This window comes from Leifsonia sp. L25, from assembly GCF_050632895.1.
Map to the genome: position 1 here is coordinate 128,628 of NZ_JBODRZ010000003.1, position 24,944 is coordinate 153,571.

Sequence of the window (24,944 nt, forward strand, 5' to 3'; positions counted from 1 at the left end):
GGGTCAGGCGCCCTGCACGAACCAGATCTGCCCCATCCGGTACACCATCACCGCGATGGCGAGGCAGACCCCGCCCAGGATGACGGTGCTCCACCGGTTGCGCTCGATCAGCGCCCAGAAGCCGCCGGCGAGCGGCAGCAGCAGCGCCGAGATCAGGTAGATGTAGAACTCCGCGAGACTTCCCGTGGGCGGGTTGCCCACCAGCGGGGCCACGATCGCCATCACGAGCTGCACGATGAGCAGCAGCTCGACCAGCGCGACGGCGCCCATCGTGAGGTCGCCGGGGACCCGCCCGGCGAACCCGAGCACCAGGCAGAGCACGCCGGCCACCACGGCGACACCGACCTGCAGCGCCACGAACCACTCGATCATGCGGAGGCGATCTCGTCGGTCGGGAAGTTCACGAGGGTCCTGGCTTCCTTTCCGCGGAACTCGATGAGTCCCACGAGGTGGCCGCCGGGGGCGATGGCCGCGACGGGTCCGCCTCCCGGTCCCTCCCGGTCGGCGATGTGGATGCGCCGGCCGTGCGTCAGGTCGATCGCCTGCTGCTCGGTCAGCTCGAGCGTCTCGAAGAGGTCGGAGGCGGCTCGTGCGGCGGGGATGAGGGCCGCCGCGGGATCGAGCGTATCGAGTTCGCCGGCCTCCCGCACCTCGAACGGTCCGACCCGCGTCCGGCGAAGCGCGGTGAGGTGGCCGCCGACGCCCAGATCGGCGCCGAGGTCGCGCGCGAGCGACCGGATGTAGGTGCCGGAGGAGCAGACCACGCGCACGTCGAGCTCGATCGCGACCGGCGTCGCGGGGTCGGGCAGCCGTCGCGCCGCCAGCAGTTCGAACTCCGCGATGGTCACCGCGCGCGCCTGGAGGACGACCTCCTCGCCCGCCCGGACCCGCGCGTAGGCGCGCTTGCCGTCGACCTTGATCGCGCTCACCGCGCTCGGGACCTGCTCGATCTCGCCGGTGAGCGCCCGGATGCCGCGCGCGATGTCCTCGTCCGACACGGCGGCGACGGCGGGCGGGTCGGCCTCCGTGACCACATCGCCCTCGGCGTCGTCGGTCGTCGTGGTCGCGCCGAGCCGGATGGTCGCCAGGTACTCCTTGTCGGCGCCGACGATGTAGGTCAGCAGCCGTGTGGACGAGTTGAGGCCCAGGATGAGCAGCCCCGTCGCCATCGGGTCGAGCGTTCCCGCGTGCCCCACCTTGCGTGTGCCGGCCAGGCGGCGCACGCGCGCGACGACGTCGTGACTCGTCCAGCCTCCCGGCTTGTCGACCAGGATCAGACCGCTGCCCGTCATGCGTTCTCGCCCGAGATGTCGAGGACCAGCTGCAGCTTGGTGCGGAAGGTGGACTCGATGATCTCGGTGGCGCAGACGTCCTTGCCGTACTCGGCGGGCAGCTTGAGTCCGAGCAGCGTGTTGAGCAGCATCCCCTCGGCCAGGAAGGTGCGCGCCTCGTCCGGCGAGAAGCCGACCTGGTCGCGGACCATCTTGTAGATCGCCAGGAATCCCTCGCGGGCGCGCCCGCCGATCACGGCGTCGTTGCCCATCCCGAAGGCCTGCATGAGCGAGAGCAGGATTCCGCGGTCCTCGATGAGGTTGACGTACGCCAGACCGAGCCGTCGGCCGATCTCGTGATGCTCGCCGACCGCGGCGTCCTCGCCCGCGGGCGATCCGTCGGCCTTCCAGTCGTCGATCGTGGACTGGAAGCCGGTGAGCAGCTTGTCGAGCGCGCGCTGGAGGACCTCGACGAAGAGGTTCTCCTTGCTGCCGAACATCCGCACCACGTAGGGCTGGCTGATGCCGGCCGCCTTGGCGATCTGGTCGGTGGTCGCGCCGAAGTAGCCGCGTTCCCCGAACACGAGGCTCGCCGCGCCGAGGATCTGCTCGCGCCGCTCGGCCGAGGGGATCCGTTCACTGATCGCCGAAGTCATGCTTGACATGTTATCAACCGATTACTATCGTTCGTTGTAATCATTCGATTACTAACAAAATCATACCCGCGAAACCCGCCATCCGATCCCAGGAAGCGAAGTCCCATGACTGCTCTCCGCACATCACGCACGGAACGCGTCGGCTCCCCGGCGCGCCGCATCCCCGTCTGGCTCGCGATCGTCGCGGCCTCCCTCCCGATGTTCATGGCGACCCTCGACAACCTGGTCGTCACGAGCGCACTCCCCGTCATCGCCCGCGACCTCAGCGCGTCCATCGAGCAGCTGCAGTGGGTGGTCAACGCCTACACGCTCAGCTTCGCGACGCTCATGCTGATGGCCGTGGGGATGGGCGACCGGCTCGGCCGCCGCTCGGTGTTCCTCGGCGGCATCATCGTCTTCACGCTCGCCAGCGCTGCCAGCGCCCTCGCGACCGAGCCGTGGATGCTGATCGCGGCCCGCGCCGTGCAGGGCGCGGGCGCGGCCGCTCTCCTCCCTCTCTCGCTCACCCTGCTGGCCGGCAGCGTCAGCCAGCGCCTCCGCCCGGCCGCCATCGGCATCTGGGGAGGGATCTCCGGCCTCGGCGTCGCCCTCGGCCCGCTGATCGGCGGCGCGGTCGTGCAGGGCTGGAACTGGCAGGCCATCTTCTGGCTCAACGTCCCGCTCGGCGTCATCGCCGTCCCGCTGGTGCTCCTCGCCCTCCCGAACAGCTTCGGCGACCGCGTGCGCGCGGACATCGTCGGCCTGCTGCTCGCCGCGCCCGGCGTGCTCGGGCTGGTCTACGGCATCGTCCGCGGCAACGACGCGGGCTGGGACAGCGCCGAGGTGCTGTTCTCGCTCCTCGCCGGAGGCGCGCTGCTGGTCGCGTTCGTGTTCTGGGAGTCGCGCACCTCCGCACCGCTGCTGCCGCTGCGGCTGTTCCGCGACCGCAGCTTCACCGTCGCGAACCTCGTCGGCGTCACGTTCAGTTTCGGGATCTTCGGCGCGATCTTCATCCTCATCCAGTTCCTCCAGGTCGTCCAGGGGCACACCCCGCTGGAGGCCGGCGTGATGACGATGCCGTGGACGCTGGCGCCGATGGTCGTCGCGCCGCTGACCGGGCTGGTGTCCGGGCGGACCGGCACCCGCCTCCCGATCGTCGTCGGGCTGGTGTTCCTCGCCGGCGCAATGGCGTGGATCGCCGGGACGCTCTCCGCCGACCTGCCGTACTCGCAGATGTGGCCGCCGTTCCTGCTCGCCGGCGTCGGGATGGGCCTGGTGTTCGCGCCCAGCTCGACCGCCGTGCTGGCGAACATGCGCACGGCCGACCACGCGAAGGCCTCCGGCGCGAACTCCACGTTGCGGGAGATCGGCGTCGCGCTCGGCGTCGCGGTACTGACCGCGGTGTTCACCGGCGCGGGCGGCACGCTGACCCCGACCGGGTACGTGAACGCCGCCATCCCGGCTGTCTGGGTCGGCGCGGGGGCGCTGGCGCTGGCCGCCGTGATCTCGGTCGCCCTGCCCAGCCGCCGCCGCGCCGCGGAGCTCGCGGCGGCCGCCCACGCCGCCGAGGCGCCCAGCGCGCCCGTCGAGCCCGCCGTGGCCCTCGCAAGCTGACGAACAGGGGTCGCAACACGCCGCTACGCGGCCTGCGTGGCGGCGTGTTGCGACCCCTGTGGTGGTGCCCGAGCCGAGGCCCGTAGGCTGGAGGGCGTGCGAATCGGCGTGATCGGAGCAGGAGCCATCGGCGGCACGATCGCGGCGCTGCTCGACCGGGTCGGCCACCTCGTGGAGGTCACAACCCGCGGCGAGCAGCTCGCCGCCATCCGCGCCGACGGCCTCCGCCTCGACGGCGGCTGGGGCGCGCACACCGCACGGGTCGCCGCCGCCGAACGGCTGCAGACCCGGCCGGAGCTCGTGTTCGTCTGCACCAAGGCGCAGGACGCCGAGGCCGCCATCCGCGACAACGCCGAGCTCCTCGACGGCATCACGGTCGTGGTGGTCCAGAACGGCCTCGCCGGCCTCCGCGTCGCGACAGAGCTGCTGCCCGGCTCCGACTGCGTCGGCGCGCTCGCCCTCTACGCCGCCAGCTACCTCTCCCCCGGGCGCGTCACTGTCACCACCACCGCGAACACCTACCTCGGCGCGGGCGACGGCGAACCGCCCGCGAGCGCGGTCGAGGCCGCCCGAATCCTCGACGCCGCCATGCCCAGCTTCGCGGTCGAGAACTTCACCGGCTGCCAGTGGACCAAGCTCATGGTCAACCAGGTCAACGCCATGCCCGCCATCACGGGCCTGAGCTCCCAGGAGACCCTCGGCAGCCGCCTGTTGCGCCCGATCATCACCGCGAGCCTCCAGGAGGCGGTCCGCGTCGGCATCGCGCGCGGCGTGCGCTTCGGCAGCATCCAGGGCCTGGACGACCGGATCCTGCGCTTCGTCGCGTCGTCCCCGCGCTGGCTGGCGCAGGTCGTCCCGCTGCTGATGCGGCGCCGGATGGGCGCGACGCCCAATCCCGGCTCGACGCTGCAGAGCATCCGCCGGGGCCAGCTCAGCGAGATCGACTTCCTGAACGGCGCGGTCGTCGCCGAAGCCCACGCGACCGGACGGGAGGCGCCGGTCAACGCGGCGCTGACCGGCTTGGTGCACGAGGTGGAGGCCACGAAGGAGTTCATCGCGCCGGCCGCCGTCGCCCGCCGGATGGCTCCCCTGCTGGCCCGTTAGGCCGCCCGCGCGACCCGCACCGGCGCGAGCGGGTCCGAGTCGTCCACGAGCATGGTCGCGAAGTCCCGCGGCCGCGCGTCCTCTTCGTAGACCGCCTCCTGCGGCGCGTTGACGAGCAGGATCGACGCGTTCCACTCCCGCCGCAGCTCCGGCCGCAGCAGGAACTCGCCGTCGACGACGAGCACCGCATCCGGCCCGGCCGTCTCCCACCTGGCCCCGACCGGCGCGTCCCGCACCTCGTCGAAGGCCGCGGTCTGGAACCCGGTGCTGCCCCCCATCCGGAACGGGTCGAGCAGCACCCGCCGGAGCGTCGAGTAGTCGAACGCGTCGCGGTAGAACCGCTCCGGCGTCTCCGGGCCGAACAGGGTGCGGTCGGCGCGCGGACGGTGGAAGTCGCCCACCGACGCCCTGTGGGTGTCGACGCCCGACTCGCGGAACACCGCCGCGAGGTCGTCCGCGAAACCGGACGTGCCGCCGCCGCCGTCCACCGCGACGATCACCCGGCCGCCCGGCGCGAGCGCGCGCACCTCCCCCACGATCTCGCGGAGGGCGAGGACCCGCGCAGTGGGAGGCAACATCATAGCCATGAGCATAGGCTCCCGACCCGCAGCCGATACCCTCGAAGAATGCCCGGCCCGGACAAACCCGACGCGTTCGCCTCGGCGGTGGTGGACTGGTACCACGCCAACCGCCGCGACCTGCCCTGGCGCCGCGACGGCTTCACCCCGTGGGGCACCCTGGTCAGTGAGTTCATGCTGCAGCAGACCCCGGTGGCGCGCGTCATCCCCCGGCTCGAGGAGTGGCTGACCCGGTGGCCGACCCCCGCCGACCTCGCGGCCGTCCCGCCCGGGGAGGCCGTGCGGGCCTGGCAGTCGCTCGGCTACCCGCGCCGCGCGCTCTGGCTGCACGCCGCGGCCGTCGCGATCACCGAGCGACACGGCGGGGTCGTGCCCGACGATGTGGAGGCGCTGCTCGCGCTCCCCGGGATCGGCGACTACACCGCGCGCGCCGTCGCGGTGTTCGCGTACGGGGAGCACCATCCCGTCGTCGACACCAACGTGCGCCGTGTCGTCGCGCGCGCCGTCGACGGTCAGGGCGAGCCCGCCCCGCCGAGCGCCCGGCGCGACCTCGCGGCGATGACGGCGCTCCTCCCCGGCGACCGCCCGGCGGCCGCCGCCTTCAACGCCGGGATGATGGAGCTCGGCGCGATCGTGTGCGTCGCCCGCTCCCCGCGCTGCGACGCGTGCCCACTGGCGTCGACCTGCGCGTGGCGAGCGGCGGGCTACCCCGCTTACGCCGGCCCGCGCAAGGCGGCCCAGAAGAAGTACGAGGGCAGCGACCGGCAGGTGCGCGGCCGCATCCTCGGCGAGCTGCGCGGGTCGCACATCCCGGTCACCGTCGCCGAGCTGGCGGACGTCTGGCCGGACGCCGAGCAGCGCGACCGTGCGCTGCGCGGCCTGGTGGCCGACGGCCTCGCGGTCGCGGAGGGCGACGGTTACACGCTGCCGTGAGCCGCGTGGGAGCCGGTCAGGACTGCGCGAACACGACCGGGTTCCAGTCCAGGATCCGCGACCGGTAGACCAGCCCCTCGGTGAAGAACGGGTCGCTGTCGCGGAACCGCTCGGCGGCCTCCCTCGACCGGAACACGGCCATCGAGCCCTGCGTGCCGGGGTCGCCGAACGTGCCGATCATCAGCACGTCGCCGGTCTCCGCCGCGAAGGCGTCGAGGTAGGCCTTGTGGCGCGGGTAGGCCTCCACGATGCGCTGGAAGCGCTCGGGGGTGTTGTCGGGGTCGGCGTCGTAGAACGAGACGGCGTACATGGCCTCAGTCCTCCTCGTCGTCTTCGCGCGGCTTCACGTACGGGTCTTCATCGCCGGCGTAGCTGGCGCCGGCGGCAAGTCCCGCCACCTCGGTGTCGCGCTCGTGCGCCTGACGCAGCAGGTCCTCGATGTGGGCCGCGTTCTCCGGGATGGCGTCGAGCTGGAACGCCAGCGTCGGCGTCAGCCGCGCGGTGATGTTCTTGCCCACCTCGCTGCGAAGCATGCCGGTCGCCGCCTGCAGGGCCGCAGCCGTGTCGGCGCGCTCCTGGTCGGTGCCGTACACCGTGTAGAACACGGTCGCGTGCTGGAGGTCGCCCGTCACCTGCACGTCGGTGATCGTCACGAAACCGAGCCGCGGGTCGCGGAGGCCGCGATCCAGCCGCTTGGCGATGATGACCTGGATTCTGTCCGCGAGTTTCCTCGCGCGTGCCGGGTCGGCCATGGGGTCCTCCTTGGATGGTTCGGTGCGGAAGCCGAAGGCCCGGCGGTCTCCCGCCGGGCCTCACATGCTACCGATTCAGGCGCGGGGCTTCTCCCGCAGCTCGGTGGTCTCGATCTCGTCGCCGATCTGGATGTCGTTGTACTTGCCGAGGCCGATACCGGCTTCGTAGTCGGTGCGCACCTCGGTGACGTCGTCCTTGAAGCGGCGCAGCGACTCGATGGCGAGGTTGTCCCCCACCACGACGCCGTCGCGGATGACGCGCGCCTTGGCGTTGCGCGTGATCGTTCCGGACCGGACGATGACACCGGCGATGTTGCCGAACTTGGAGGAGCGGAACACCTCGCGGATCTCGGCCACACCCGACTGGACCTCTTCGAACTCGGGCTTGAGCATGCCCTTGAGCGAGTTCTCGATGTCCTCGATGGCGTTGTAGATGACCGAGTAGAAGCGGACGTCCACACCCTCGCGGGCCGCACGCTCGCGCGCCTTCACGTCCGGGCGGACGTTGAAGCCGATCACGATCGCGTTGTCGATGGTCGCCAGGTCGATGTCCGACTCGGTGATCGCGCCGACGCCGCGGTGCAGGATGCGGAGGCTGACCGAGTCGTCGACCTCGATCTTCATGAGCGACTCCTCCAGCGCCTCCACGGCACCGGACACGTCGCCCTTGATGATGAGGTTGAGCGCCTCGACCTTGCCCTCTTCCAGAGCACGGGTGAAGTCCTCGAGCGAGATGCGCTTGCGGGCCTTCGCCAGCTGGGCGTTGCGCTCGGCGGCCTCGCGCTTCTCGGCGATCTGCCGGGCGGTGCGGTCCTCCTCGGTGACGATGAAGGTGTCACCGGCGCGCGGGACGCTGGAGAGACCCTGCACCTGCACCGGTCGCGACGGCGCGGCCTCGAAGACGGCGTCGCCGTTCTCGTCCGCCATCGCACGGACGCGGCCGTACGCCGTGCCCGCGACGATCGCGTCGCCGACGCGCAGTGTTCCGGACTGGATGAGCACGGTCGCCACGGCGCCGCGGCCCTTGTCGAGCTTCGCCTCGATGGCGACACCGCGCGCGTCCTTGTTCGGGTTGGCGCGCAGGTCGAGCCCGGCGTCGGCGGTCAGCAGGACCGCGTCGAGCAGGGCGTCGATGCCGATGTTGTTGCGGGCCGACACGTCGACGAACATGACGTCGCCGCCGTACTCCTCGGCGACCAGACCGAACTCGGTGAGCTGCTGGCGCACCTTGGCCGGGTTGGCGTCCGGCTTGTCGATCTTGTTGACCGCGACCACGACGGGCACGTTCGCCGCCTGGGCGTGGTTCAGGGCCTCGATCGTCTGCGGCATGATGCCGTCGTCGGCCGCGACCACGAGGATCGCGATGTCGGTCACCTGCGCACCACGGGCACGCATGGCGGTGAACGCCTCGTGACCGGGGGTGTCGATGAAGGTGATCGCGCGCTCGATGTTGTCGTGCTCGGTCCACACCTGGTACGCACCGATGTGCTGGGTGATGCCGCCGGCCTCGCCCGCGACGACGTTCGCGTTGCGGATGGCGTCGAGGAGGCGCGTCTTACCGTGGTCGACGTGACCCATGACGGTGACGACCGGGGGCCGGATCTCGAGGTCCTCGTCGGACTCGCCCTCCAGCTCGGCGTCGAGGTCGATGTCGAAGCCCTCGAGGAGCTCGCGGTCCTCGTCCTCGGGCGAGACGACCTGGATCTTGTAGCCCAGCTCCTCACCGAGGATCTGGAAGGTCGCCTCGTCGAGCGACTCGGTCGCGGTCGCCATCTCGCCCAGGTGGAAGAGCACGGTGACCAGCGACGCGGGGTTCGCGTCGATCTTGTCGGCGAAGTCCGAGATGGAGGAGCCACGGCGCAGGCGCACGATCGTGCCGCCGTCGCCGCGGGGAACGCTCACGCCGCCCAGCGACGGAGCTTCCCTCATCTCGAATTCCTGGCGCTTCGCGCGCTTCGACTTGCGGGCCTTGGACTTGCCGCCGCCACGGCCGAACGCGCCGGCCGTGCCGCCGCCGGGACCACGACCGCGGCCACCGCCGCCGGCGGGACGCGGGGCGCCGAAGCCGCCGCCCGTGCCGCCACCGGGACGCTGGAAGCCGCCGCCCGCGGCGCCGCCGGCGCCACCGGGGCGCTGCTGGAAGCCGGGACGTCCGCCGCCGCCGCCCTGGCGCGGGCCGGGACGGTTTCCGCCGCCCTGGCCGGGCGCGCCGATGCGCGGCGAGCCGGGACGCGGCGGAGCCGGGCGCGGGATGTTGCCCGGGCTCGGGCGCGAGCCCATGCCCTGCGAGCTGGAGAAGGGGTTGTTGCCCGGCCGCGGGGTGCTGGGCCGCTGGCCCATGCCCTGGCTGGACGAGAACGGGTTGTTGCCCGGGCGCGGGGCGCCAGGGCGCGGGATGCTGCCCGCGGCGGAACCGCCGCCCGCGGCAGGGCGCGGCGTTGCCGGCTTGGCGGTGTCGGTCGATGCGGACGCGGCGGGAGCCGCCTGCGCGGCCTTCTCGGCGGCGGCCTTGTCGGCGGCGGCCTTCTCAGCAGCGGCCTTCTCGGCGGCGGCCTGACGCTCGGCGACCGAGAGCGGCGCCTGCGGCTTGGGCGCGGCAGCCTCGCTCGACGCCTGTGGGCGCGGTGCGGCGGGGCGCGGAGCCTCCGCTTTGGGAGCCGACGTCTTGTCGGCGGTGAAGCCTTCAGCCTCCAGGGCGGCGCGCAGCTTGCGGGCTACCGGGGGCTCGATGCTCGAGGACGGGCCCTTGACGAACTCGCCCATCTCCTTGAGTTTCGCGAGCGCGACTTTGCTGTCGACGCCGAGCTCGCTCGCGACCTCGTGTACGCGTGGTTTTGCAGCCACAATTCTCCTGTCTGGGGCCCACCCCGGACAGGGCAGGCGTTAGTAGCGGACGGCACTCATTTCGAGCCGCTCATTTGTTGTCACTCATGTGAAGTCACTGCTTCTTCAGCCTGTTCTCTCAATGCCACCCGGGGTCGCAGTGCGGCCCGGATGGCCGTCGGGTCGAGCGCCCCCTCCGCCCTCAGCGCCCGCCCGAAGGCCTTGCGCTGAAGTGCGAGATCGAGACACTCGTCGACCGGATGCAGCCACGCGCCCCGTCCGGGGAGAGTGGCGGACGGGTCCGCCACGAGTTCCGAATTCCGGAGTACGACCCTCAGAAGAGAGGATCGGGGAGCGCGAGAACGGCATCCGACGCACGTTCTGACGGCTTCCATCTTACCCCTCACGCATCTCTGCGCCGAATCAGGACGGAGCGCCGCTCTTCGAACAACGCTCCGTCGCCGCTCCGCATTCCCTCGGCAGGCGGTTACTTCTCGTCCAGGATCGAGTCGGGCTGGATGTCGATCTTCGCGCCGGTGAGCTTCGCCGCCAGACGCGCGTTCTGACCTTCCTTGCCGATCGCGAGCGAGAGCTGGTAGTCGGGCACGAGCGCGCGGACGGCCTTGAGCGACTCGTCGATCACGAACGCACTGGTCACTTTGGCCGGCGAGAGCGCGCTCGAGACGAACGTCGCGAGGTCGGGCGAGTAGTCGACGATGTCGATCTTCTCGTTGTTGAGCTCCGCGGTCACCGCGCGCACGCGCTGGCCGAGCTCGCCGATGCAGGCGCCCTTGGCGTTCACGCCGGGCTCGGTCGCGCGCACGGCGATCTTGGTGCGGTGGCCGGCCTCGCGGGCGAGCGAGACGATCTCGACGATGCCGCTGGCGATCTCCGGGACCTCCAGCGCGAACAGCTTGCGGACGAGCGCGGGGTGCGTGCGCGAGACCACGATCGACGGGCCCTTGGCGCCCTTCGCCACGCTCGTGACGTAGACGCGGATGCGCGACCCGTGCGTGTACTCCTCGCCCGGCACCTGCTCCTCGGGCGGGAGGATGGCCTCCACGCTGCCCAGGTCGATGTGCACCATGCGCGGATTCGGCCCCTGCTGGATGACGCCGGCGACGATGTCGCCCTCGCGGCCGCGGAACTCGCCGAGCACCGCGTCGTCCGCGATGTCGCGCAGCCGCTGGTTGATCACCTGCTTGGCGGCGAACGCTGCGATGCGGCCGAAGTCGCTCGGGCTGTCCTCGGCCTCGCCGACGACGTTGCCTTCGTCGTCGCGCTCCGGGACGTAGACGGTGACATGCCCCGTCTTGCGGTCCAGGTGGACGCGCGCGGCGGGCGGCTGGTCGCTGTGCCCGTGGCGGTGGTCGGCCTGGTTGGTGTGCTTCAGGTACGCGGTCAGGATCGCCTGCTCGATGATCTGGACCAGCTCATCGAAGGGGATCTCCTTCTCGCGTTCCATCAGACGCAAGACGCTGAGGTCGATGTCCATGCCGGCCTCCTCTATTCAGATCTTCGCCGCCGCGCGATGGCGCGGCGGACCCAGCTATCTACGGTACCCGAGATTCTCAGCGTCCGGGACCCCGGGTACCGTGCAGGGCATGAGCTCGCCCTCCCGAACAGCCTCCCGGCTGGAGCACAGCACCTTCGTGCGGGTCCTCACCCGCGTGGGACTGGCCTCGATCGGCCTCCTGCACATCCTCATCGGCGTCATCGCGCTGGCCGTGGCGTCGGGCGCCGGCGGCACCGCCGACCAGTCCGGCGCCCTCCAGGCGGTCGCTTCGGTGCCGGGCGGCATCCTCGTCCTCTGGCTGATCGTCATCGGGCTCGTCGTGCTCGCGCTGTGGCAGCTCCTGGTGGCGGTCACTGCGCACGGAGCGGGGACGAAGGTCGTGGAGGTCGCCAAGGCGGTCGTCTACGGCGCACTGGCCGCCGTCACGATCTCGGTCTCTCTGGGCGGCGGCCACAACTCCACGTCGAAGCAGAAGTCGGCCAGCGCGCACCTGCTCGCGCTGCCGGGCGGTGTCTTCGCCCTCGGCCTGATCGGTCTGATCGTCGTGGCGGTCGGCGTCGTGTTCATCCGCAACGGCGCGACGAACGCATTCGAGCGCGATCTGAAGCTGCCGCCGGATCGCTGGGCGGACGCGATCAGCGTCCTCGGCCGCGTCGGCTACATCGCCAAGGGCATCGCCCTGGTGCTGGTCGGCGGCCTGGTGATTCTGGGCGCGGTCACCTACGACCCGTCGAAGGCGACCGGACTCGACGGCAGCCTCAAGACGCTCGCGAGCGTGCCGTTCGGCGTCGTCGCACTGATCGTGATCGCACTCGGACTGATCGCGTACGGGCTGTTCTGGTGCGTGCGGTCCGTCAAGGCGCGCCTCTGACCCCACTCATTCGTGCCGAATGTCGACTCTGACGCTGCGAGAGTCGACATTCGTGCGGAATCGCGCGACGGGGTTACGCGTCTTCCTCGGCGGGGGCCGCGAACTGGGCGTTGTAGAGGGTGTAATACGCCCCGCCCCGCGCGAGCAGTTCGGCGTGAGTGCCCTGCTCCACGATGCGCCCGGCCTCCATCACCAGGATGAGGCCGGCGTCGCGGATGGTCGACAGCCGGTGCGCGATCACGAACGAGGTGCGGTCCGCGCGCAGCGCGCTCATCGCCTTCTGCACGAGCAGCTCGGTGCGGGTGTCGACCGACGAGGTCGCCTCGTCCAGGATGAGCACGCTCGGCCGGGCGAGGAACGCCCGAGCGATCGTCAGCAGCTGCTTCTCGCCCGCCGAGACGTTCGAACCCTCGTCGTCCAGCACTGTGTCGTAGCCGTCCGGCAGCGAGTGAACGAACCGGTCGACGTACGTGGCGCGCGCCGCGTCGAGGATCTCCTCCTCGGTCGCTCCGGGGCGGCCGTAGGCGATGTTCTCGCGGATCGTGCCCTTGAACAGCCAGGTGTCCTGCAGCACCATCCCCATCCGGTCGCGGAGATCGTGCCGGGTCATCGTCGCGATGTCGACGCCGTCGAGCGTGATCCGGCCGGAGTCCAGGTCGTAGAAGCGCATCATCAGGTTGACCAACGTGGTCTTGCCCGCGCCGGTCGGCCCCACGATCGCCACGGTCTGGCCCGGCTCGGCCACCAGCGAGAGGTCCTCGATGAGCGGCTGGTCCGCCACGTACCGGAACGACACGTTCTCGAAGGCCAGCCGGCCGCGGGTGCCGTGCGGGCTGGCCGGCTCCGCCGGGTCCGGGCTCTGCTCGTCGGCGTCCAGCAGCTCGAAGACGCGCTCGGCGCTGGCGACGCCCGACTGGAGCAGGTTGGCCATCGACCCGAGCTGAGTGAGCGGCTGTGTGAACTGGCGCGAGTACTGGATGAACGCCGTCACGTCGCCGAGCTGCATCGCGCCGTTCGCCACCTGGAGGCCGCCGACCACCGCGATGGCGACGTACATCAGGTTCCCGACGAACATCATCGACGGCATGATCAGGCCGGAGATGAACTGCGCCCCGAAGCTCGCCTGGTACATCTCCTGGTTCTTGGAGCGGAAGCGCTCCTCCACCTCGCGGTGCCGGCCGAACACCTTCACCAGCGAGTGGCCCGTGAAGGCCTCCTCGATCTGACCGTTCAGCTCGCCGGTGTTGCGCCACTGCGCGACGAAGAGCCGCTGCGAGCGCTTGGCGATCAGCATCGTGGTGACCAGCGTCAGCGGGATGGTGACGAGCGCGATCACCGCGAGCAGCGGAGAGACGACGAACATCATCACCGTCACACCGATCACCGTCAGCAGCGACGTGAGGAGCTGGCTCATCGTCTGCTGGAGGGTCTGCGAGATGTTGTCGATGTCGTTGGTGACCCGGCTGAGCAGCTCGCCGCGCTGCATCGTGTCGAAGTAGGTCAGTGGGAGACGGTGGATCTTCGCCTCGACATCCTGGCGCAGCCGGTAGACGGTGCGCTGGGTGATCCCGTTGAGCACGTAGCCCTGGAGGTAGGCGAACAGCGACGACGCGATGTAGAGCGCGAGCACCCACATCAGGATGTGGCCGACGGCGGTGAAGTCGATGCCCTGGCCCGGGGTCAGCGTCATCCCGGAGATGAGGTCGGCCAGCTGGCCCTGGCCGTTCGCGCGGAGGCCGGCGATGGCCTGCGCCTGCGTGATGCCCTTCGGGAGCTGGGCCGAAATGGCGCCCGCGAAGACGAGGTTGATCGCGTTGCCGAGCAGCTTCGGCCCGAGAACCGCGAACACGACGCTGACCACCGCGAGGACGGTGACGAAGACGATCCCGACCATCTCCGGCCGCAACCGCCGAGCGAGGCGCTTGGCCGACGGGCCGAAGTTGAGCGACTTGTCGCCGGGCATCGTCATCCCGCCGAACGGGCCGCCGCCCGGGCCACGGCGGACGGGCGTCCGGACGGGAGGCTGCTGGACCTGCTGGGGCTGCCGGGTGGGAGCGCCGCCACGGGCGCCGTCTGTTCGGCTCATGCCGCCTCCTCCGCCGTGAGCTGCGACGAGACGATCTCGGCGTAGGTCGGGTTGCTCTCCACGAGCTCGGCGTGCGTGCCGCGGCCGACCACGTGTCCATCCTCGAGCACGACGATCTGGTCGGCATCGACGATGGTGGACACCCGCTGGGCCACGACGATCATCGTGGCCTCCGCCTCGTTCCGCGCGAGCGCGCTGCGCAGGCGTGCGTCGGTCGCGGTGTCGAGCGCGGAGAAGGAGTCGTCGAAGATGTAGATCTCGGGCCGGCGCACGAGCGCGCGGGCGATGGCCAGGCGCTGCCGCTGGCCGCCCGAGACGTTCGTGCCGCCCTGGGCGATCGCCGCATCCAGCTTGTCGGGCATCTCCTCCACGAAGCCCTTGGCCTGTGCGATCTCCAGCGCACGCCAGAGCTCGTCGTCGGTCGCGTCCGGGTTGCCGTAGCGGAGGTTGCTGGCGACCGTCCCGGAGAACAGGTACGGCTTCTGCGGGACCAACCCGATCCGGGACCAGAGCAGTTCGGGGTCGAGCTCGGCGACGTCCACGCCGTCGACGAGCACGATGCCGCCGGTGGCGTCGAACAGCCGCGGGATGAGGTTGACCAGCGTCGTCTTACCCGCACCCGTGCTGCCGATCACCGCGGTGGTCTTGCCTGCCTCCGCGAAGAACGTGACATCGTTCAGCACCGGTTGCTCGGCTCCCGGATACGAGAAACCGACACCGACGAACTCGACGGTCCCGCGCGCGCCGACCTCGGTGATCGGGTTCTCGACGGCGCCCACCGAAGGCTCGGTGTTCAGCACCTCGCCGATGCGGTCGGCGCAGACCGCGGCGCGCGGCACCAGCACCGCCATCATCGTGGACATCATCACGCCCATCAGGATCTGCGCGAGGTACTGCAGGAACGCGGTCAGGGTGCCGATCTGCATCGACCCGTCGGCGACCCGGTAGGCGCCGAACCAGATCACCGCGACGCTGGAGACGTTCAGCACCAGCATGACGATCGGGAACATCAGTGCGAAGAGCCGTCCGGCCCGGATGGCCGTGTCGGTGACCAGGTCGTTGGCGACGGTGAACCGCGCCGTCTCGACGTCCTCCCGCACGAACGCGCGCACCACGCGGATGCCGGTGAGCTGCTCGCGCAGCACCCGGTTGACCCGGTCGATCCGCTCCTGCATCTTGCGGAACAGCGGGACCATCCGGACGATGATCATGCTCACGGCGATCAGCAGCACGGGCACGCTCACCGCGATCAGCCAGGAGAGCTGGAGGTCCTGCCGCATCGCCAGGATGATCCCGCCGATGGCGAGGATCGGCGCCGACACCAGCAGCGTGCACGTCATCAGCACGAGCATCTGGACCTGCTGGACGTCGTTGGTGTTCCTCGTGATGAGCGACGGGGCGCCGAAGTGCGTCACCTCGCGCTCCGAGAACTCGCCGACGCGGTGGAAGATCGCGCCGCGCAGGTCGCGGCCCACCAGCATGGCCACCTTCGCGCCGAAGTAGACGGCGGTGATCGAGCAGGCGATCTGAACGATCGTCACGCCGAGCATCTCGGCGCCGGTCGACAGGATGTAGCCGGTGTCGCCCTTGGCGATGCCGTTGTCCACGATGTCGGCGTTCAGCGTCGGCAGCCAAAGCGAGAGCAGCGACTGCGCGAGCTGGAAGAACACGACCCCGATGAGGAGCGGCCAGTGCGGCCGGAGGTACCGGCCGAGGAGTTTCAGGAGCATCCGGGCTCTCCCTGGTCTGCCGCGTCCGCGGCCGTCGTGACGGGTGTAGCAGGTCTGATCGGTGCGCACGGGGCGAACGGCCGGCCGGCGACGCCGACGAGGGCGATCCGGGCGAGGTCGTCGACGCTGAACTCGATGCCGTCGTTCAGTGCGGGGAACGCGGACGAGAAGCTGATCAGCCGCAGAATGTGCGCGACGCGCTCTGGCGGCCAGTTGAGGTCGTCGGCCTCCGGGGCGAGGATCCGGGCGATGATGGCCGCGAACTCCGTGCGCTCCTGCGGGATGGGCGGCCGCTGGTGGCCGACCACCGACATGATGCGCATGACGTTCTGGAACCGGTCGCGCAGCAGGTAGACGATCGCGCGCACCTTGTGCTCGAGCGGAAGGCCCGGGTCGATGGCGCGAAGCGCCTCACGGAGCGGCTCGGGGTCGAGATATTTCTCGACGGCGGCCTGGACGAGCGACTCCTTGTCCCCGAACGCGCGGAAGATCGTCCCCTCGGCGATCCCGGCGGCGTCGGCGATCTGGCGCGACGTCACACCGCGACCGTGTTCGATCAGCAGCGGGATGACCGCGTCGATGATCATCGCCTTGCGGTCCTCCGGCGGCAACGGCTGGGCGCGGTTGCGCGCCGTCTCCAACTCGGTTTCCACGGAGGAATCGTAGGCGGAGTGAGTGCTCACTCACAACAGTGTGGGTGTTCGCCCTCAGCGAACAGTCCCCGTGGGGCTCAGCGGTCGAGTGGGAAGAAGCCCGAGATGGTCGCGATGTCGTCCGCCGACGGCGTCCACGCGGTCGCCGCCTCGGCGTTCGCCACGATCTGCTCGGGACGCGTCGCCCCGGCGATGACACTGGTGAGCCCCGGCTGGGCGAGGAGCCACGCGAACGTCGCCTGCAGCATCGTGACCCCGCGCTCGTCGCAGAACGCCTGGTACTGCTCGATGGCATCCCACGGCGCGTCGTCGAGCAGGTGCTTGCGGGCCGTCATCATGCGACTGTCGGCCGGTCCGCCCTGCCGGCTGAACTTGCCCGTGAAGAGGCCGTTGTAGAGCGGGAAGAACGGCAGGAAGCCGAGGCCGTAGGCGTTGACGGCCGGCAGGACCTCGCGCTCGGCCCCGCGGGCCAGCAGGCTGTACTCGTTCTGCGAGGAGATGAACTTCGGGTGCCCGGCGAGGCGCGCGGTGAACTCCGCCTCTGCGATCTGCCAGCCGGCGAGGTTGGAGTGCCCGACATAGCGGATCTTGCCCTCGGCGATGAGGTCGTCCAGCGTCGCGAGCGTCTCGTCGATCGGCGTCACCGGGTCAGGGCGGTGGAGCTGGTAGAGGTCGATCCAGTCGGTGCGAAGCCGGCGCAGCGACGACTCGACCGCGAGCCGGATGTACCGGCGCGAGCCGCGCACTCCCCAATCGGGGCCGTTCGCGCCCGCCATGTCCATGCCGAACTTCGTCGCCAGGACGATCCGGTCGCGCTTGCCCTGGAGGGACACCCCCATCAGCGACTCCGAGAGCCCCCGTTCCTTGCCGTAGATGTCGGCGGTGTCGAAGAAGGTCACGCCGGCGTCGATCGCGGCGTCGATGACCGCGTCCGTGCCCGCCTGCGTCTCGGTGGCCGTGCCCGCGCGGCCGAAGTTGTTGCAGCCGAGGCCGATCGTGGAGACGATCAGGCCGGAGTCGCCCAGGGTGCGGTATTCGATGTTCGCCATGCTCTCGAGTCTAGGCAGCCCCCGAGCGCCGATCGAACCGATTGGTCCTGCACAGGAGGGGCCTGAATGCCACTTATCCCCGATGTCCGATTTCCGCGAGTGGCTGTCAGCGGCCCGCCATAGAGTCGACCCATGAGCAGTTCCACGATCTTCCTTCTCCGGATGCCGAGCCCCATCGGCCGCATCGAGCTGACCGGCGACGGCGACGCCGTCACGTCCCTCTCGATCGCACGCGACGACGTGCTCCCCACGACGACCTCCCCGAGAACCGCGACGCCGTGCTCGAGAAGGCGGCCCTCCAGCTCGACGAGTACTTCGCGGGCACGCGGCGGGAGTTCGATGTCCCGGTCCACCTGATCGGCACCCCGTTCCGCACGGCTGTCTGGGAACGCCTCACGGCGCTGGAGTACGGCACGCTCACCACCTACGGCGAGCTCGGGCTGTCGCTCGGCCACCCGGGCTACGGCCGCGCCATCGGCGGCGCCGTCGGGGCGAACCCGGTTCCGATCATCATCGGCTGCCACCGGGTCCTCTCGTCCAGCGGCAAGATTACCGGGTACAGCGGAGGCGAGGGCATCCCCACCAAGCTCTGGCTGCTGGAGCACGAGGGGATCACCCTCGCGGCATGAGCACGACGGATCGGACCGAGACGACGTCCACCCTCCCAGCCGAGGCAGCCGCGCGCGCAGCGCTCGTGATCGGAGACGACGGCCGCGCCCGGTGCTCCTGGTCGGCGAACGACCCCGAGTACCGGCGGTACCACGACGAGGAGTGGGGCACGCCCCAGCACGATCCCCGTGCGCTCTACGAGAAGCTCTGCCTGGAGGGCTTCCAGGCCGGGCTGTCCTGGATCACGATCCTCAAGCGCCGGCCGGCGTTCCGCGAGGTCTTCCACGGCTTCGTCCCGGCGCGCGTCGCGGCGATGACGGAGGCCGACGTGCTCCGGCTGCTGGGCGACGAGCGCATCATCCGCCACCGCGGGAAGGTGGAGGCGACCATCTCGAACGCGCGCGCGACCCTCGCGCTCGACGTGCCGCTGGAGGAGCTGATGTGGGGCTTCGCCCCGGCAAGCTCCCGGCCGCGGCCGCGCGAATGGCACGAGGTCCCGGCGGTCACGCCCGAGTCGACGGCGATGAGCACGGAGCTGCGCCGCCGTGGGTTCCGCTTCGTCGGGCCGACCACGATGTATGCGCTCATGCAGGCGACCGGCATGGTGGACGACCACTTCGAGGGCTGCTTCCGCGCGGCCTGACGCCCACCGCCCACGAGGAGCAGCGGCCTGACGAGCACGGGCGGGGAAACGAGGAGTCGGGCCGGCGAAGTCGATGTGGGAACCGTTCTCGCTGGTGACGGCGCGTCCGCTCGTGCCCGACCGCAGGCGGAATCTCACTGTGCTGCCGCCACACCGGTTCCGGACTCGGCACACCATGAGATGTGTCCGCGATCTGCGCGTCGGCCCGACTGGTATGTGGGGTCTTCCGGCGTTCACGGCGCCGGGACCTGACGGGAATGTCCCTTCTCTCGTGAGATGAGCTTATCTCACTTACGCGTCGAGCACCACCGTCCTGCACCGTCCGAAGCAGATGCTCAGCTTGCTGAACGTGTCGCCCGCGGTCGTGCCGTTCAGCTCGCCCGACGCAGCACCGCGCTGAGCTTCCCCGGCACGCCGACGACCTCCGGGACGACGAGGTCGAGCTCCCCGACCCGGTCCGCCGAGCGCGACAGCTCGTAGCCCTCCGCGGCGGCCCAGGCGAGAAGGGCGTCCGTCGAGACGAAGTCCTCGCCGTGCTCGATGAGGGCGCGCACGAACAGACCCTTGGCCTGCTTGTTGAAGTGGTTCAGCGCACGAACGGTGCCGCTCTCGTCCCGCGCGAGCACGCGCAGGTAGTGCACGCCCTGACGCTCGGGCAGCGGGCCGAGCGCGGCGTAGCCTTCGGAGCGCAGGTCGAGGATCACGCCGTCGACGTTCGCGAGCTCCGCCGCGCACACCGCCGCCCAGCGTTTCTTGAGCGTCGGCGAGAGCCGCGAGTCGAACGACAGCCGGTAGGCCGGGATCGGGTCGTCCGCGCGCACCAGCCCCAGCAGTGCGGACTGCACCGCGACGGCGCGCGCAGCGAAGCGCCACTGCTCCCGGGTCAGCGACGGCGCGTCGAGCGCGTCGTACAGCACGCCGGTGTACCGCAGGAGCGCGGGCATGGTCGCGGCACGGCGGAGTGCACGATTGCGCACCAGTTCGTGCGCCTGCTTCGGACCCAGCTTGAGGGCCTTGGCGGCGGCCTCCGGAGTGCGCGACAGCGCGACCGTGTCGGCGACGACAGCCCTGCGCGTCGCGTTCAGCGCCGGGAAGCCGAGCGACCTCAGGGCGAGCGGCTCCCCTCTCCCCCGTCGCGCTTGGTCTCCGACGGGGGCAGCAGGACGAGCACTCAGCGCTCCAGGAAGGCGAGCGCCGCGTCGACGTTCTCGCCCAGCGGGCGGGAGGTGTCCAGGGTCACCCGCGGAAGCGACGCCGCGGCGCCCTTCCACTCGGCGTACTCCTCGACGCTCTGCTCCACCGCGTACGCGGCGATCAGGCCCGAGCGCTTCGCGAGCCGCTGCTCGTGCAGCTCGTCGTCGAAGCACACCGTCTCGACCACGCGCAGCTTCACACCGCAGCGCTCCGCCAGATCACGCCACTGCAGGCGTGCGGGCTCGACGGCGTTGACAGCGTCCACGACCACCGAGTGCCCGCTGAGGAGCACCTGCTCGGCCATCCGCTCCGCCACCAGGTAGGCGGCGAGGCCGGTCGGCTGATCGGAGTCGATGCCGGCCTTCAGGATCGCGGCCTCGATCGGGTCCACCGAGATCGCCGTCGCGCCGAGGCGGCCAGCGATGATCTCCGCGATGGTGGACTTGCCAGAACCAGGAAGCCCCGCCGTCACGATCAGCACGGGGACGCGGACGTCGCCGAACTGCCGTTCGAGCGGGGCCTTCGGGTCGGACATCTCAGACGAGCTCCGCCTGACGGGCCACGATGGTGACCGTGTTGTTCTCGACGGAGAGGAAGCCGTCGTCGGCCTGCGCCGTGACGGACTCCCCGCCGTTCAGGGTCACGCGCACCTCGCCCTGGGCGAGGATGGCGAGCAGCGGCTCGTGGCCGGGCAGGATACCGATCTGCCCCTCCACGGTCCGCGCCACGACCATGCTCGCCTCGCCCGACCACACTTCGTGGTCGGCGGCGACGACGCTGACGGTGAGGACAGCCATGTCAGCCGTTCTCCTTCTGGATCTGCGCCCACTTCTCCTCGACGTCGGTGATCGCGCCGACGTTGAAGAACGCCTGCTCGGCCACGTGGTCGAACTCGCCCTTGGCGATGGCGTCGAACGACTCGATGGTGTCCTTCAGCGGGACGGTCGAGCCCTCGACACCGGTGAACTTCTTCGCCATGTAGGTGTTCTGCGAGAGGAACTGCTGGATACGACGGGCACGCGACACGGTGATCTTGTCCTCTTCGGACAGCTCGTCGACACCGAGGATCGCGATGATCTCCTGCAGCTCCTTGTTCTTCTGGAGGATCTGCTTGACCGTGGTGGCCACACGGTAGTGGTCGGCGCCCAGGTAGCGGGGGTCGAGGATGCGCGACGTCGAGGTCAGCGGGTCGACGGCCGGGTACAGACCCTTCGACGCGATCTCACGGGAGAGCTCGGTCGTGGCGTCGAGGTGCGCGAACGTGGTCGCGGGCGCGGGGTCGGTGTAGTCGTCGGCCGGCACGTAGATCGCCTGCAGCGAGGTGATCGAGTGGCCGCGCGTCGAGGTGATGCGCTCCTGGAGGACGCCCATCTCGTCGGCGAGGTTCGGCTGGTAGCCCACCGCGGACGGCATGCGGCCGAGCAGCGTGGAGACCTCGGAGCCGGCCTGCGTGAAGCGGAAGATGTTGTCGATGAAGAGCAGCACGTCCTGCTTCTGCACATCGCGGAAGTACTCCGCCATGGTCAGCGCGGACAGGGCGACGCGCAGACGCGTTCCCGGCGGCTCGTCCATCTGGCCGAAGACGAGGGCGGTCTTGTCGAAGACGCCCGCCTCCTCCATCTCGTGGATGAGGTCGTTGCCCTCACGGGTGCGCTCGCCGACACCGGCGAACACCGACACACCGCCGTGGTCCTGCGCGACGCGCTGGATCATCTCCTGGATGAGGACGGTCTTGCCGACGCCCGCGCCACCGAACAGGCCGATCTTGCCGCCCTGCACGTAGGGGGTGAGCAGGTCGATGACCTTGATGCCGGTCTCGAAGAGCTGGGTCTTGGACTCGAGCTGGTCGAACGACGGCGGCTGGCGGTGGATCGGCCAGCGCTCGGTGATCTCGACCGTCTCGCCCGGCTCGAGGTTCAGGATGTCGCCGGTGACGTTGAAGACCTTGCCCTTGGTCACGTCGCCGACGGGGACGCTGATCGGGGCGCCGGTGTCGCGCACCTCGCCGCCGCGGACCAGGCCGTCGGTCGGCTTCAGGGCGATGGCGCGCACGAGGTCGTCGCCGAGGTGCTGCGCGACCTCGAGCGTGATCTCGGTCGACTGATCGCCGATCGTGATCGTGGTCTTCAGGGCGTTGTAGATGCCCGGGATCGAGTCGTGCGGGAACTCGATGTCGACGACCGGACCGGTCACGCGGGCGATGCGCCCCACGCCGGCCGGCTGCGCGGTCGAAGCCTGGGCCTCGGCGGTAGCGGTAGTCATGATTCGTTCTCTCTCGTTTGGACGATTATTTTGCCGAGCTCAACGCGTCCGCGCCGCCCACGATCTCGGAGATCTGCTGGGTGATCTCCGCCTGGCGGGCGTTGTTGGCCAGTCGCGTGTAGTCGGTGATGAGCTTGTCGGCGTTGTCGCTCGCGGACTTCATCGCCTTCTGCGTCGCCGCGTGCTTGGAGGCGGCGGACTGCAGCATCGCGTTGAAGATGCGGCTCTCGATGTAGACCGGCAGCAGCGAGTCGAGCACGGTGTCGACGTCGGGCTCGAACTCGTAGAGCGGGAGCACCTGCGAGTGGTCCGGCTCCTCGAGTCCCTCCACGACCTCCAGCGGAAGCAGGCGGACGATCTGCGGCTCCTGCGTCAGCATGCTGACGAAGCGGTTGTAGACGACGTGGATCTCGTCCACGCCGCCGTCGGACGCGTCACGCAGGAACGACTCGAGGATCGCGTCGGCGATCTCCTTCGCCTGCTCGAACTCGGGGTTGTCCGTGTTGCCCGTCCACACCCGCTCGAACCCGCGGCGCCGGAAGCTGAAATAGCCCTGCGCCTTGCGTCCGATCAGGAAGTAGACGACCTCTTTGCCCTGACTGCGCAGCAGCTCGGCGAGCTTCTCCGACTCCTTGAGCACGTTCGAGTTGAACGCGCCGGCGAGTCCACGGTCGGAAGAGAAGATGACGATCGCAGCGCGCTCGATCTTCTCCGGCTCCGTGGTGAGGACGTGCTCGACGTTCGAGTAGGTCGCCACCGCCGACACCGCGCGCGTGATCGCACGGGCGTACGGCGTGGAGGCGGCCACCCTGGCCTGTGCCTTCTGGATGCGTGAGGCGGAGATCAGCTCCATGGCACGGGTGATCTTCTTAGTCGTCTGGGCAGACTTGATCTTCTGCCGGTAGACCCGAAGCTGTGCTCCCATGTGTCTTCCTCAGTACCTATCCGCGCTCAGCGCTTCGCCTTGACGATGCGCTCCTGGTTGACGTCCTCGGTGGCGCTCGCCTGGAACTCCTCGCGGCCGACGGACGCGAGCGGCTTGCCCTCGCCCGTCTGGAACTCGAGCTTGAACTTGTCGACCTCTTCGCCGAGCTTGCTCACCGTGTCGTCGTCGAGGACGTTCGTCTCGCGCAGCGTGGTGAGGATGTCGGTGTTGCGGCGCAGGTGGTCGAGCAGTTCGGCCTCGAAGCGGAGGATGTCCTCCACCGCGACCTCGTCGAGCTTGCCGTTGGTGCCGGCCCAGATCGAGACGACCTGCTCCTCCACCGGGAACGGCGAGTACTGCGGCTGCTTGAGCAGCTCGGTGAGGCGGGCGCCCCTGGCGAGCTGACGGCGGCTGGCCTGGTCGAGGTCGGAGGCGAACATCGCGAACGCCTCGAGCGAGCGGTACTGGGCGAGCTCGAGCTTGAGCGTGCCGGAGACCTTCTTGATCGACTTGACCTGTGCGTCGCCGCCGACTCGCGAGACCGAGATGCCGACGTCGACCGCGGGACGCTGGTTGGCGTTGAACAGGTCGGACTGCAGGAAGATCTGGCCGTCGGTGATCGAGATCACGTTGGTCGGGATGTACGCCGAGACGTCGTTCGCCTTGGTCTCGATGATCGGCAGACCGGTCATCGAGCCGTCGCCCAGCTCGTCGGACAGCTTGGCGCAACGCTCCAGCAGACGGGAGTGCAGGTAGAAGACGTCGCCCGGGTAGGCCTCGCGTCCCGGCGGACGGCGCAGGAGGAGGGAGACGGCGCGGTAGGCCTCGGCCTGCTTCGACAGGTCGTCGAAGATGATCAGGACGTGCTTGCCGCCGTACATCCAGTGCTGGCCGATGGCCGAGCCGGTGTAGGGGGCGAGGTACTTGAAGCCGGCCGGGTCGGAGGCCGGTGCGGCGACGATGGTGGTGTACTCCATCGCGCCGGCGTCCTCGAGCGCGCCCTTCACCGAGGCGATGGTCGAGCCCTTCTGGCCGATCGCGACGTAGATGCAGCGGACCTGCTTGTTCTCGTCGCCCGACTCCCAGTTGGCCTTCTGGTTGATGATCGTGTCGATCGCGATGGCGGTCTTGCCGGTCTGGCGGTCGCCGATGATGAGCTGGCGCTGTCCGCGGCCGACGGGGATCATGGCGTCGATCGCCTTGATGCCGGTCTGGAGCGGCTCATGCACCGACTTGCGCTGCATGACGCCCGGCGCCTGGAGCTCGAGCGCGCGGCGGCCCTCGGTCGCGATCTCGCCGAGGCCGTCGATCGGGTTGCCGAGCGGGTCGACCACGCGGCCGAGGTAGCCGTCGCCGACGGGGACGGAGAGGACCTCGCCGGTGCGGGTCACCTCCATGCCCTCCACGATCTGGTCGAATTCGCCGAGGATCACGACGCCGACCTCGTTCTCGTCGAGGTTCTGCGCCAGGCCCAGGGTGCCGTCCGCGAAGCGGATGAGCTCGTTCGCCATCACGCCGGGGAGGCCCTCGACGTGCGCGATGCCGTCGGAGGCGTCGAGGACGTGTCCGACCTCGACGGTCGCGGCGTTCGCGGGCTCGTACTTCGAGACGAAGTCCTTGAGCGCGTCCCGGATCTCATCGGGGCTGATCTGAATGTCTGCCATCGTTGTTCCCTATCTGGGTTTCTCTGTCGGGC

The 24,944-nt window shown here is 69.9% G+C and carries 26 protein-coding genes; 7 read left to right on the forward strand and 19 right to left on the reverse strand.

Features of this window, described 5'->3' with window-relative positions:
• Positions 1 to 3 precede the first annotated feature (3 nt).
• Genes ACRAWC_RS04495 through ACRAWC_RS04505 form a run of 3 tightly spaced genes read right to left on the reverse strand, consistent with a single transcriptional unit; the run spans position 4 to position 1,927 of the window.
• Entirely contained in the window at positions 4 to 372 is a 369-nt protein-coding gene (locus ACRAWC_RS04495) for a hypothetical protein (RefSeq protein ID WP_431346677.1), read from the reverse strand.
• Positions 369 to 1,292: a tRNA pseudouridine(55) synthase TruB gene (truB, locus tag ACRAWC_RS04500; RefSeq protein WP_431346678.1), complete on the reverse strand. Its 924-nt coding sequence runs from the start codon at positions 1,290 to 1,292 to the stop codon at positions 369 to 371. Before truB ends, ACRAWC_RS04495 begins: the two co-directional genes overlap by 4 nt.
• Positions 1,289 to 1,927, reverse strand: a complete 639-nt coding sequence (locus tag ACRAWC_RS04505; protein ID WP_431346679.1) for a TetR/AcrR family transcriptional regulator — start codon at positions 1,925 to 1,927, stop codon at positions 1,289 to 1,291. The genes truB and ACRAWC_RS04505 overlap by 4 nt, the downstream gene beginning before the upstream one ends.
• Positions 1,928 to 2,032: 105 nt before the next feature.
• Here ACRAWC_RS04505 and ACRAWC_RS04510 point away from each other — a divergent pair, with 105 nt between their 5' ends.
• Positions 2,033 to 3,520, forward strand: a complete 1,488-nt coding sequence (locus ACRAWC_RS04510; protein ID WP_431346680.1) for a DHA2 family efflux MFS transporter permease subunit — start codon at positions 2,033 to 2,035, stop codon at positions 3,518 to 3,520.
• A 96-nt stretch (positions 3,521 to 3,616) separates the two neighbouring features.
• A complete protein-coding gene (locus tag ACRAWC_RS04515) occupies positions 3,617 to 4,624 on the forward strand; it encodes a ketopantoate reductase family protein (RefSeq protein WP_431346681.1) in 1,008 nt (335 codons plus the stop codon).
• On the opposite strand, the gene ACRAWC_RS04520 is transcribed toward ACRAWC_RS04515, so the two are convergent.
• Positions 4,621 to 5,205, reverse strand: coding sequence for a hypothetical protein (locus tag ACRAWC_RS04520; protein WP_431346682.1), 585 nt, complete (start codon positions 5,203 to 5,205; stop codon positions 4,621 to 4,623). The two genes, ACRAWC_RS04515 and ACRAWC_RS04520, sit on opposite strands and share 4 nt — an antisense overlap.
• 45 nt (positions 5,206 to 5,250) lie before the next feature.
• On the opposite strand from ACRAWC_RS04520, the gene ACRAWC_RS04525 reads away from it, so the two are divergent.
• Complete coding sequence (locus tag ACRAWC_RS04525) at positions 5,251 to 6,135, forward strand: A/G-specific adenine glycosylase (RefSeq protein WP_431346683.1); 885 nt, start codon at positions 5,251 to 5,253, stop codon at positions 6,133 to 6,135.
• A gap of 16 nt (positions 6,136 to 6,151) precedes the next feature.
• Here ACRAWC_RS04525 and ACRAWC_RS04530 read toward each other — a convergent pair whose 3' ends face one another.
• The 5 genes from ACRAWC_RS04530 to nusA all read right to left on the reverse strand — a co-directional run bounded on the left by ACRAWC_RS04530 (position 6,152) and on the right by nusA (position 11,205).
• Positions 6,152 to 6,445 (reverse strand): YciI family protein, encoded by a 294-nt coding sequence (locus ACRAWC_RS04530; RefSeq protein ID WP_431346684.1) that lies wholly within the window; start codon positions 6,443 to 6,445, stop codon positions 6,152 to 6,154.
• 4 nt (positions 6,446 to 6,449) lie between these two features.
• The gene (rbfA, locus tag ACRAWC_RS04535) at positions 6,450 to 6,887 is read right to left on the reverse strand and encodes a 30S ribosome-binding factor RbfA (RefSeq protein ID WP_185277955.1); all 438 of its coding nucleotides are present in this window, start codon (positions 6,885 to 6,887) and stop codon (positions 6,450 to 6,452) included.
• A 75-nt stretch (positions 6,888 to 6,962) separates the two neighbouring features.
• Positions 6,963 to 9,731, reverse strand: a complete 2,769-nt coding sequence (gene infB, locus ACRAWC_RS04540) for a translation initiation factor IF-2 (protein WP_431346685.1) — start codon at positions 9,729 to 9,731, stop codon at positions 6,963 to 6,965.
• A gap of 80 nt (positions 9,732 to 9,811) precedes the next feature.
• Positions 9,812 to 10,105, reverse strand: a complete 294-nt coding sequence (locus ACRAWC_RS04545) for a YlxR family protein (protein ID WP_431346686.1) — start codon at positions 10,103 to 10,105, stop codon at positions 9,812 to 9,814.
• 92 nt (positions 10,106 to 10,197) lie between these two features.
• Complete coding sequence (gene nusA, locus ACRAWC_RS04550; RefSeq protein ID WP_431346687.1) at positions 10,198 to 11,205, reverse strand: transcription termination factor NusA; 1,008 nt, start codon at positions 11,203 to 11,205, stop codon at positions 10,198 to 10,200.
• Between the two features lie 109 nt (positions 11,206 to 11,314).
• On the opposite strand from nusA, the gene ACRAWC_RS04555 reads away from it, so the two are divergent.
• Positions 11,315 to 12,097, forward strand: coding sequence for a DUF1206 domain-containing protein (locus ACRAWC_RS04555; protein WP_431346688.1), 783 nt, complete (start codon positions 11,315 to 11,317; stop codon positions 12,095 to 12,097).
• A gap of 73 nt (positions 12,098 to 12,170) precedes the next feature.
• Here the strand turns inward: ACRAWC_RS04555 and ACRAWC_RS04560 are convergent, their stop codons facing one another.
• The 4 genes from ACRAWC_RS04560 to ACRAWC_RS04575 all read right to left on the reverse strand — a co-directional run bounded on the left by ACRAWC_RS04560 (position 12,171) and on the right by ACRAWC_RS04575 (position 17,615).
• Positions 12,171 to 14,183, reverse strand: a complete 2,013-nt coding sequence (locus tag ACRAWC_RS04560; RefSeq protein ID WP_431346689.1) for an ABC transporter ATP-binding protein — start codon at positions 14,181 to 14,183, stop codon at positions 12,171 to 12,173.
• A complete protein-coding gene (locus ACRAWC_RS04565) occupies positions 14,180 to 15,913 on the reverse strand; it encodes an ABC transporter ATP-binding protein (protein ID WP_431346690.1) in 1,734 nt (577 codons plus the stop codon). The genes ACRAWC_RS04560 and ACRAWC_RS04565 overlap by 4 nt, the downstream gene beginning before the upstream one ends.
• On the reverse strand, positions 15,904 to 16,566 hold the full coding sequence (locus ACRAWC_RS04570; RefSeq protein WP_431346691.1) for a TetR/AcrR family transcriptional regulator: 663 nt from the start codon (positions 16,564 to 16,566) through the stop codon (positions 15,904 to 15,906). Before ACRAWC_RS04570 ends, ACRAWC_RS04565 begins: the two co-directional genes overlap by 10 nt.
• A gap of 77 nt (positions 16,567 to 16,643) precedes the next feature.
• Positions 16,644 to 17,615: an aldo/keto reductase gene (locus ACRAWC_RS04575; RefSeq protein WP_431346692.1), complete on the reverse strand. Its 972-nt coding sequence runs from the start codon at positions 17,613 to 17,615 to the stop codon at positions 16,644 to 16,646.
• 132 nt (positions 17,616 to 17,747) lie between these two features.
• On the opposite strand from ACRAWC_RS04575, the gene ACRAWC_RS04580 reads away from it, so the two are divergent.
• The 3 genes from ACRAWC_RS04580 to ACRAWC_RS04590 are packed head-to-tail and all read left to right on the forward strand — an operon-like array spanning position 17,748 to position 18,867.
• The gene (locus tag ACRAWC_RS04580) at positions 17,748 to 17,972 is read left to right on the forward strand and encodes a hypothetical protein (RefSeq protein WP_431346693.1); all 225 of its coding nucleotides are present in this window, start codon (positions 17,748 to 17,750) and stop codon (positions 17,970 to 17,972) included.
• Positions 17,894 to 18,244: a methylated-DNA--[protein]-cysteine S-methyltransferase gene (locus tag ACRAWC_RS04585; protein ID WP_431346694.1), complete on the forward strand. Its 351-nt coding sequence runs from the start codon at positions 17,894 to 17,896 to the stop codon at positions 18,242 to 18,244. The genes ACRAWC_RS04580 and ACRAWC_RS04585 overlap by 79 nt, the downstream gene beginning before the upstream one ends.
• Complete coding sequence (locus ACRAWC_RS04590) at positions 18,241 to 18,867, forward strand: DNA-3-methyladenine glycosylase I (protein WP_431346695.1); 627 nt, start codon at positions 18,241 to 18,243, stop codon at positions 18,865 to 18,867. The genes ACRAWC_RS04585 and ACRAWC_RS04590 overlap by 4 nt, the downstream gene beginning before the upstream one ends.
• 371 nt (positions 18,868 to 19,238) lie before the next feature.
• Here ACRAWC_RS04590 and ACRAWC_RS04595 read toward each other — a convergent pair whose 3' ends face one another.
• Genes ACRAWC_RS04595 through atpA form a run of 6 tightly spaced genes read right to left on the reverse strand, consistent with a single transcriptional unit; the run spans position 19,239 to position 24,912 of the window.
• Complete coding sequence (locus tag ACRAWC_RS04595) at positions 19,239 to 20,138, reverse strand: YaaA family protein (RefSeq protein WP_431346696.1); 900 nt, start codon at positions 20,136 to 20,138, stop codon at positions 19,239 to 19,241.
• Positions 20,039 to 20,596 carry an AAA family ATPase gene (locus ACRAWC_RS04600; RefSeq protein ID WP_431346697.1) on the reverse strand — a complete coding sequence of 186 codons (558 nt, stop codon included), beginning with the start codon at positions 20,594 to 20,596 and terminating at the stop codon, positions 20,039 to 20,041. Before ACRAWC_RS04600 ends, ACRAWC_RS04595 begins: the two co-directional genes overlap by 100 nt.
• 1 nt (position 20,597) lies before the next feature.
• Positions 20,598 to 20,858, reverse strand: a complete 261-nt coding sequence (locus tag ACRAWC_RS04605; protein ID WP_431346698.1) for a F0F1 ATP synthase subunit epsilon — start codon at positions 20,856 to 20,858, stop codon at positions 20,598 to 20,600.
• A 1-nt stretch (position 20,859) separates the two neighbouring features.
• Positions 20,860 to 22,323, reverse strand: a complete 1,464-nt coding sequence (gene atpD, locus ACRAWC_RS04610) for a F0F1 ATP synthase subunit beta (protein WP_431346699.1) — start codon at positions 22,321 to 22,323, stop codon at positions 20,860 to 20,862.
• Between the two features lie 25 nt (positions 22,324 to 22,348).
• The gene (locus ACRAWC_RS04615; protein WP_431346700.1) at positions 22,349 to 23,248 is read right to left on the reverse strand and encodes a F0F1 ATP synthase subunit gamma; all 900 of its coding nucleotides are present in this window, start codon (positions 23,246 to 23,248) and stop codon (positions 22,349 to 22,351) included.
• Between the two features lie 26 nt (positions 23,249 to 23,274).
• Positions 23,275 to 24,912, reverse strand: coding sequence for a F0F1 ATP synthase subunit alpha (gene atpA / locus ACRAWC_RS04620; RefSeq protein ID WP_431346701.1), 1,638 nt, complete (start codon positions 24,910 to 24,912; stop codon positions 23,275 to 23,277).
• Positions 24,913 to 24,944: the final 32 nt, after the last annotated feature.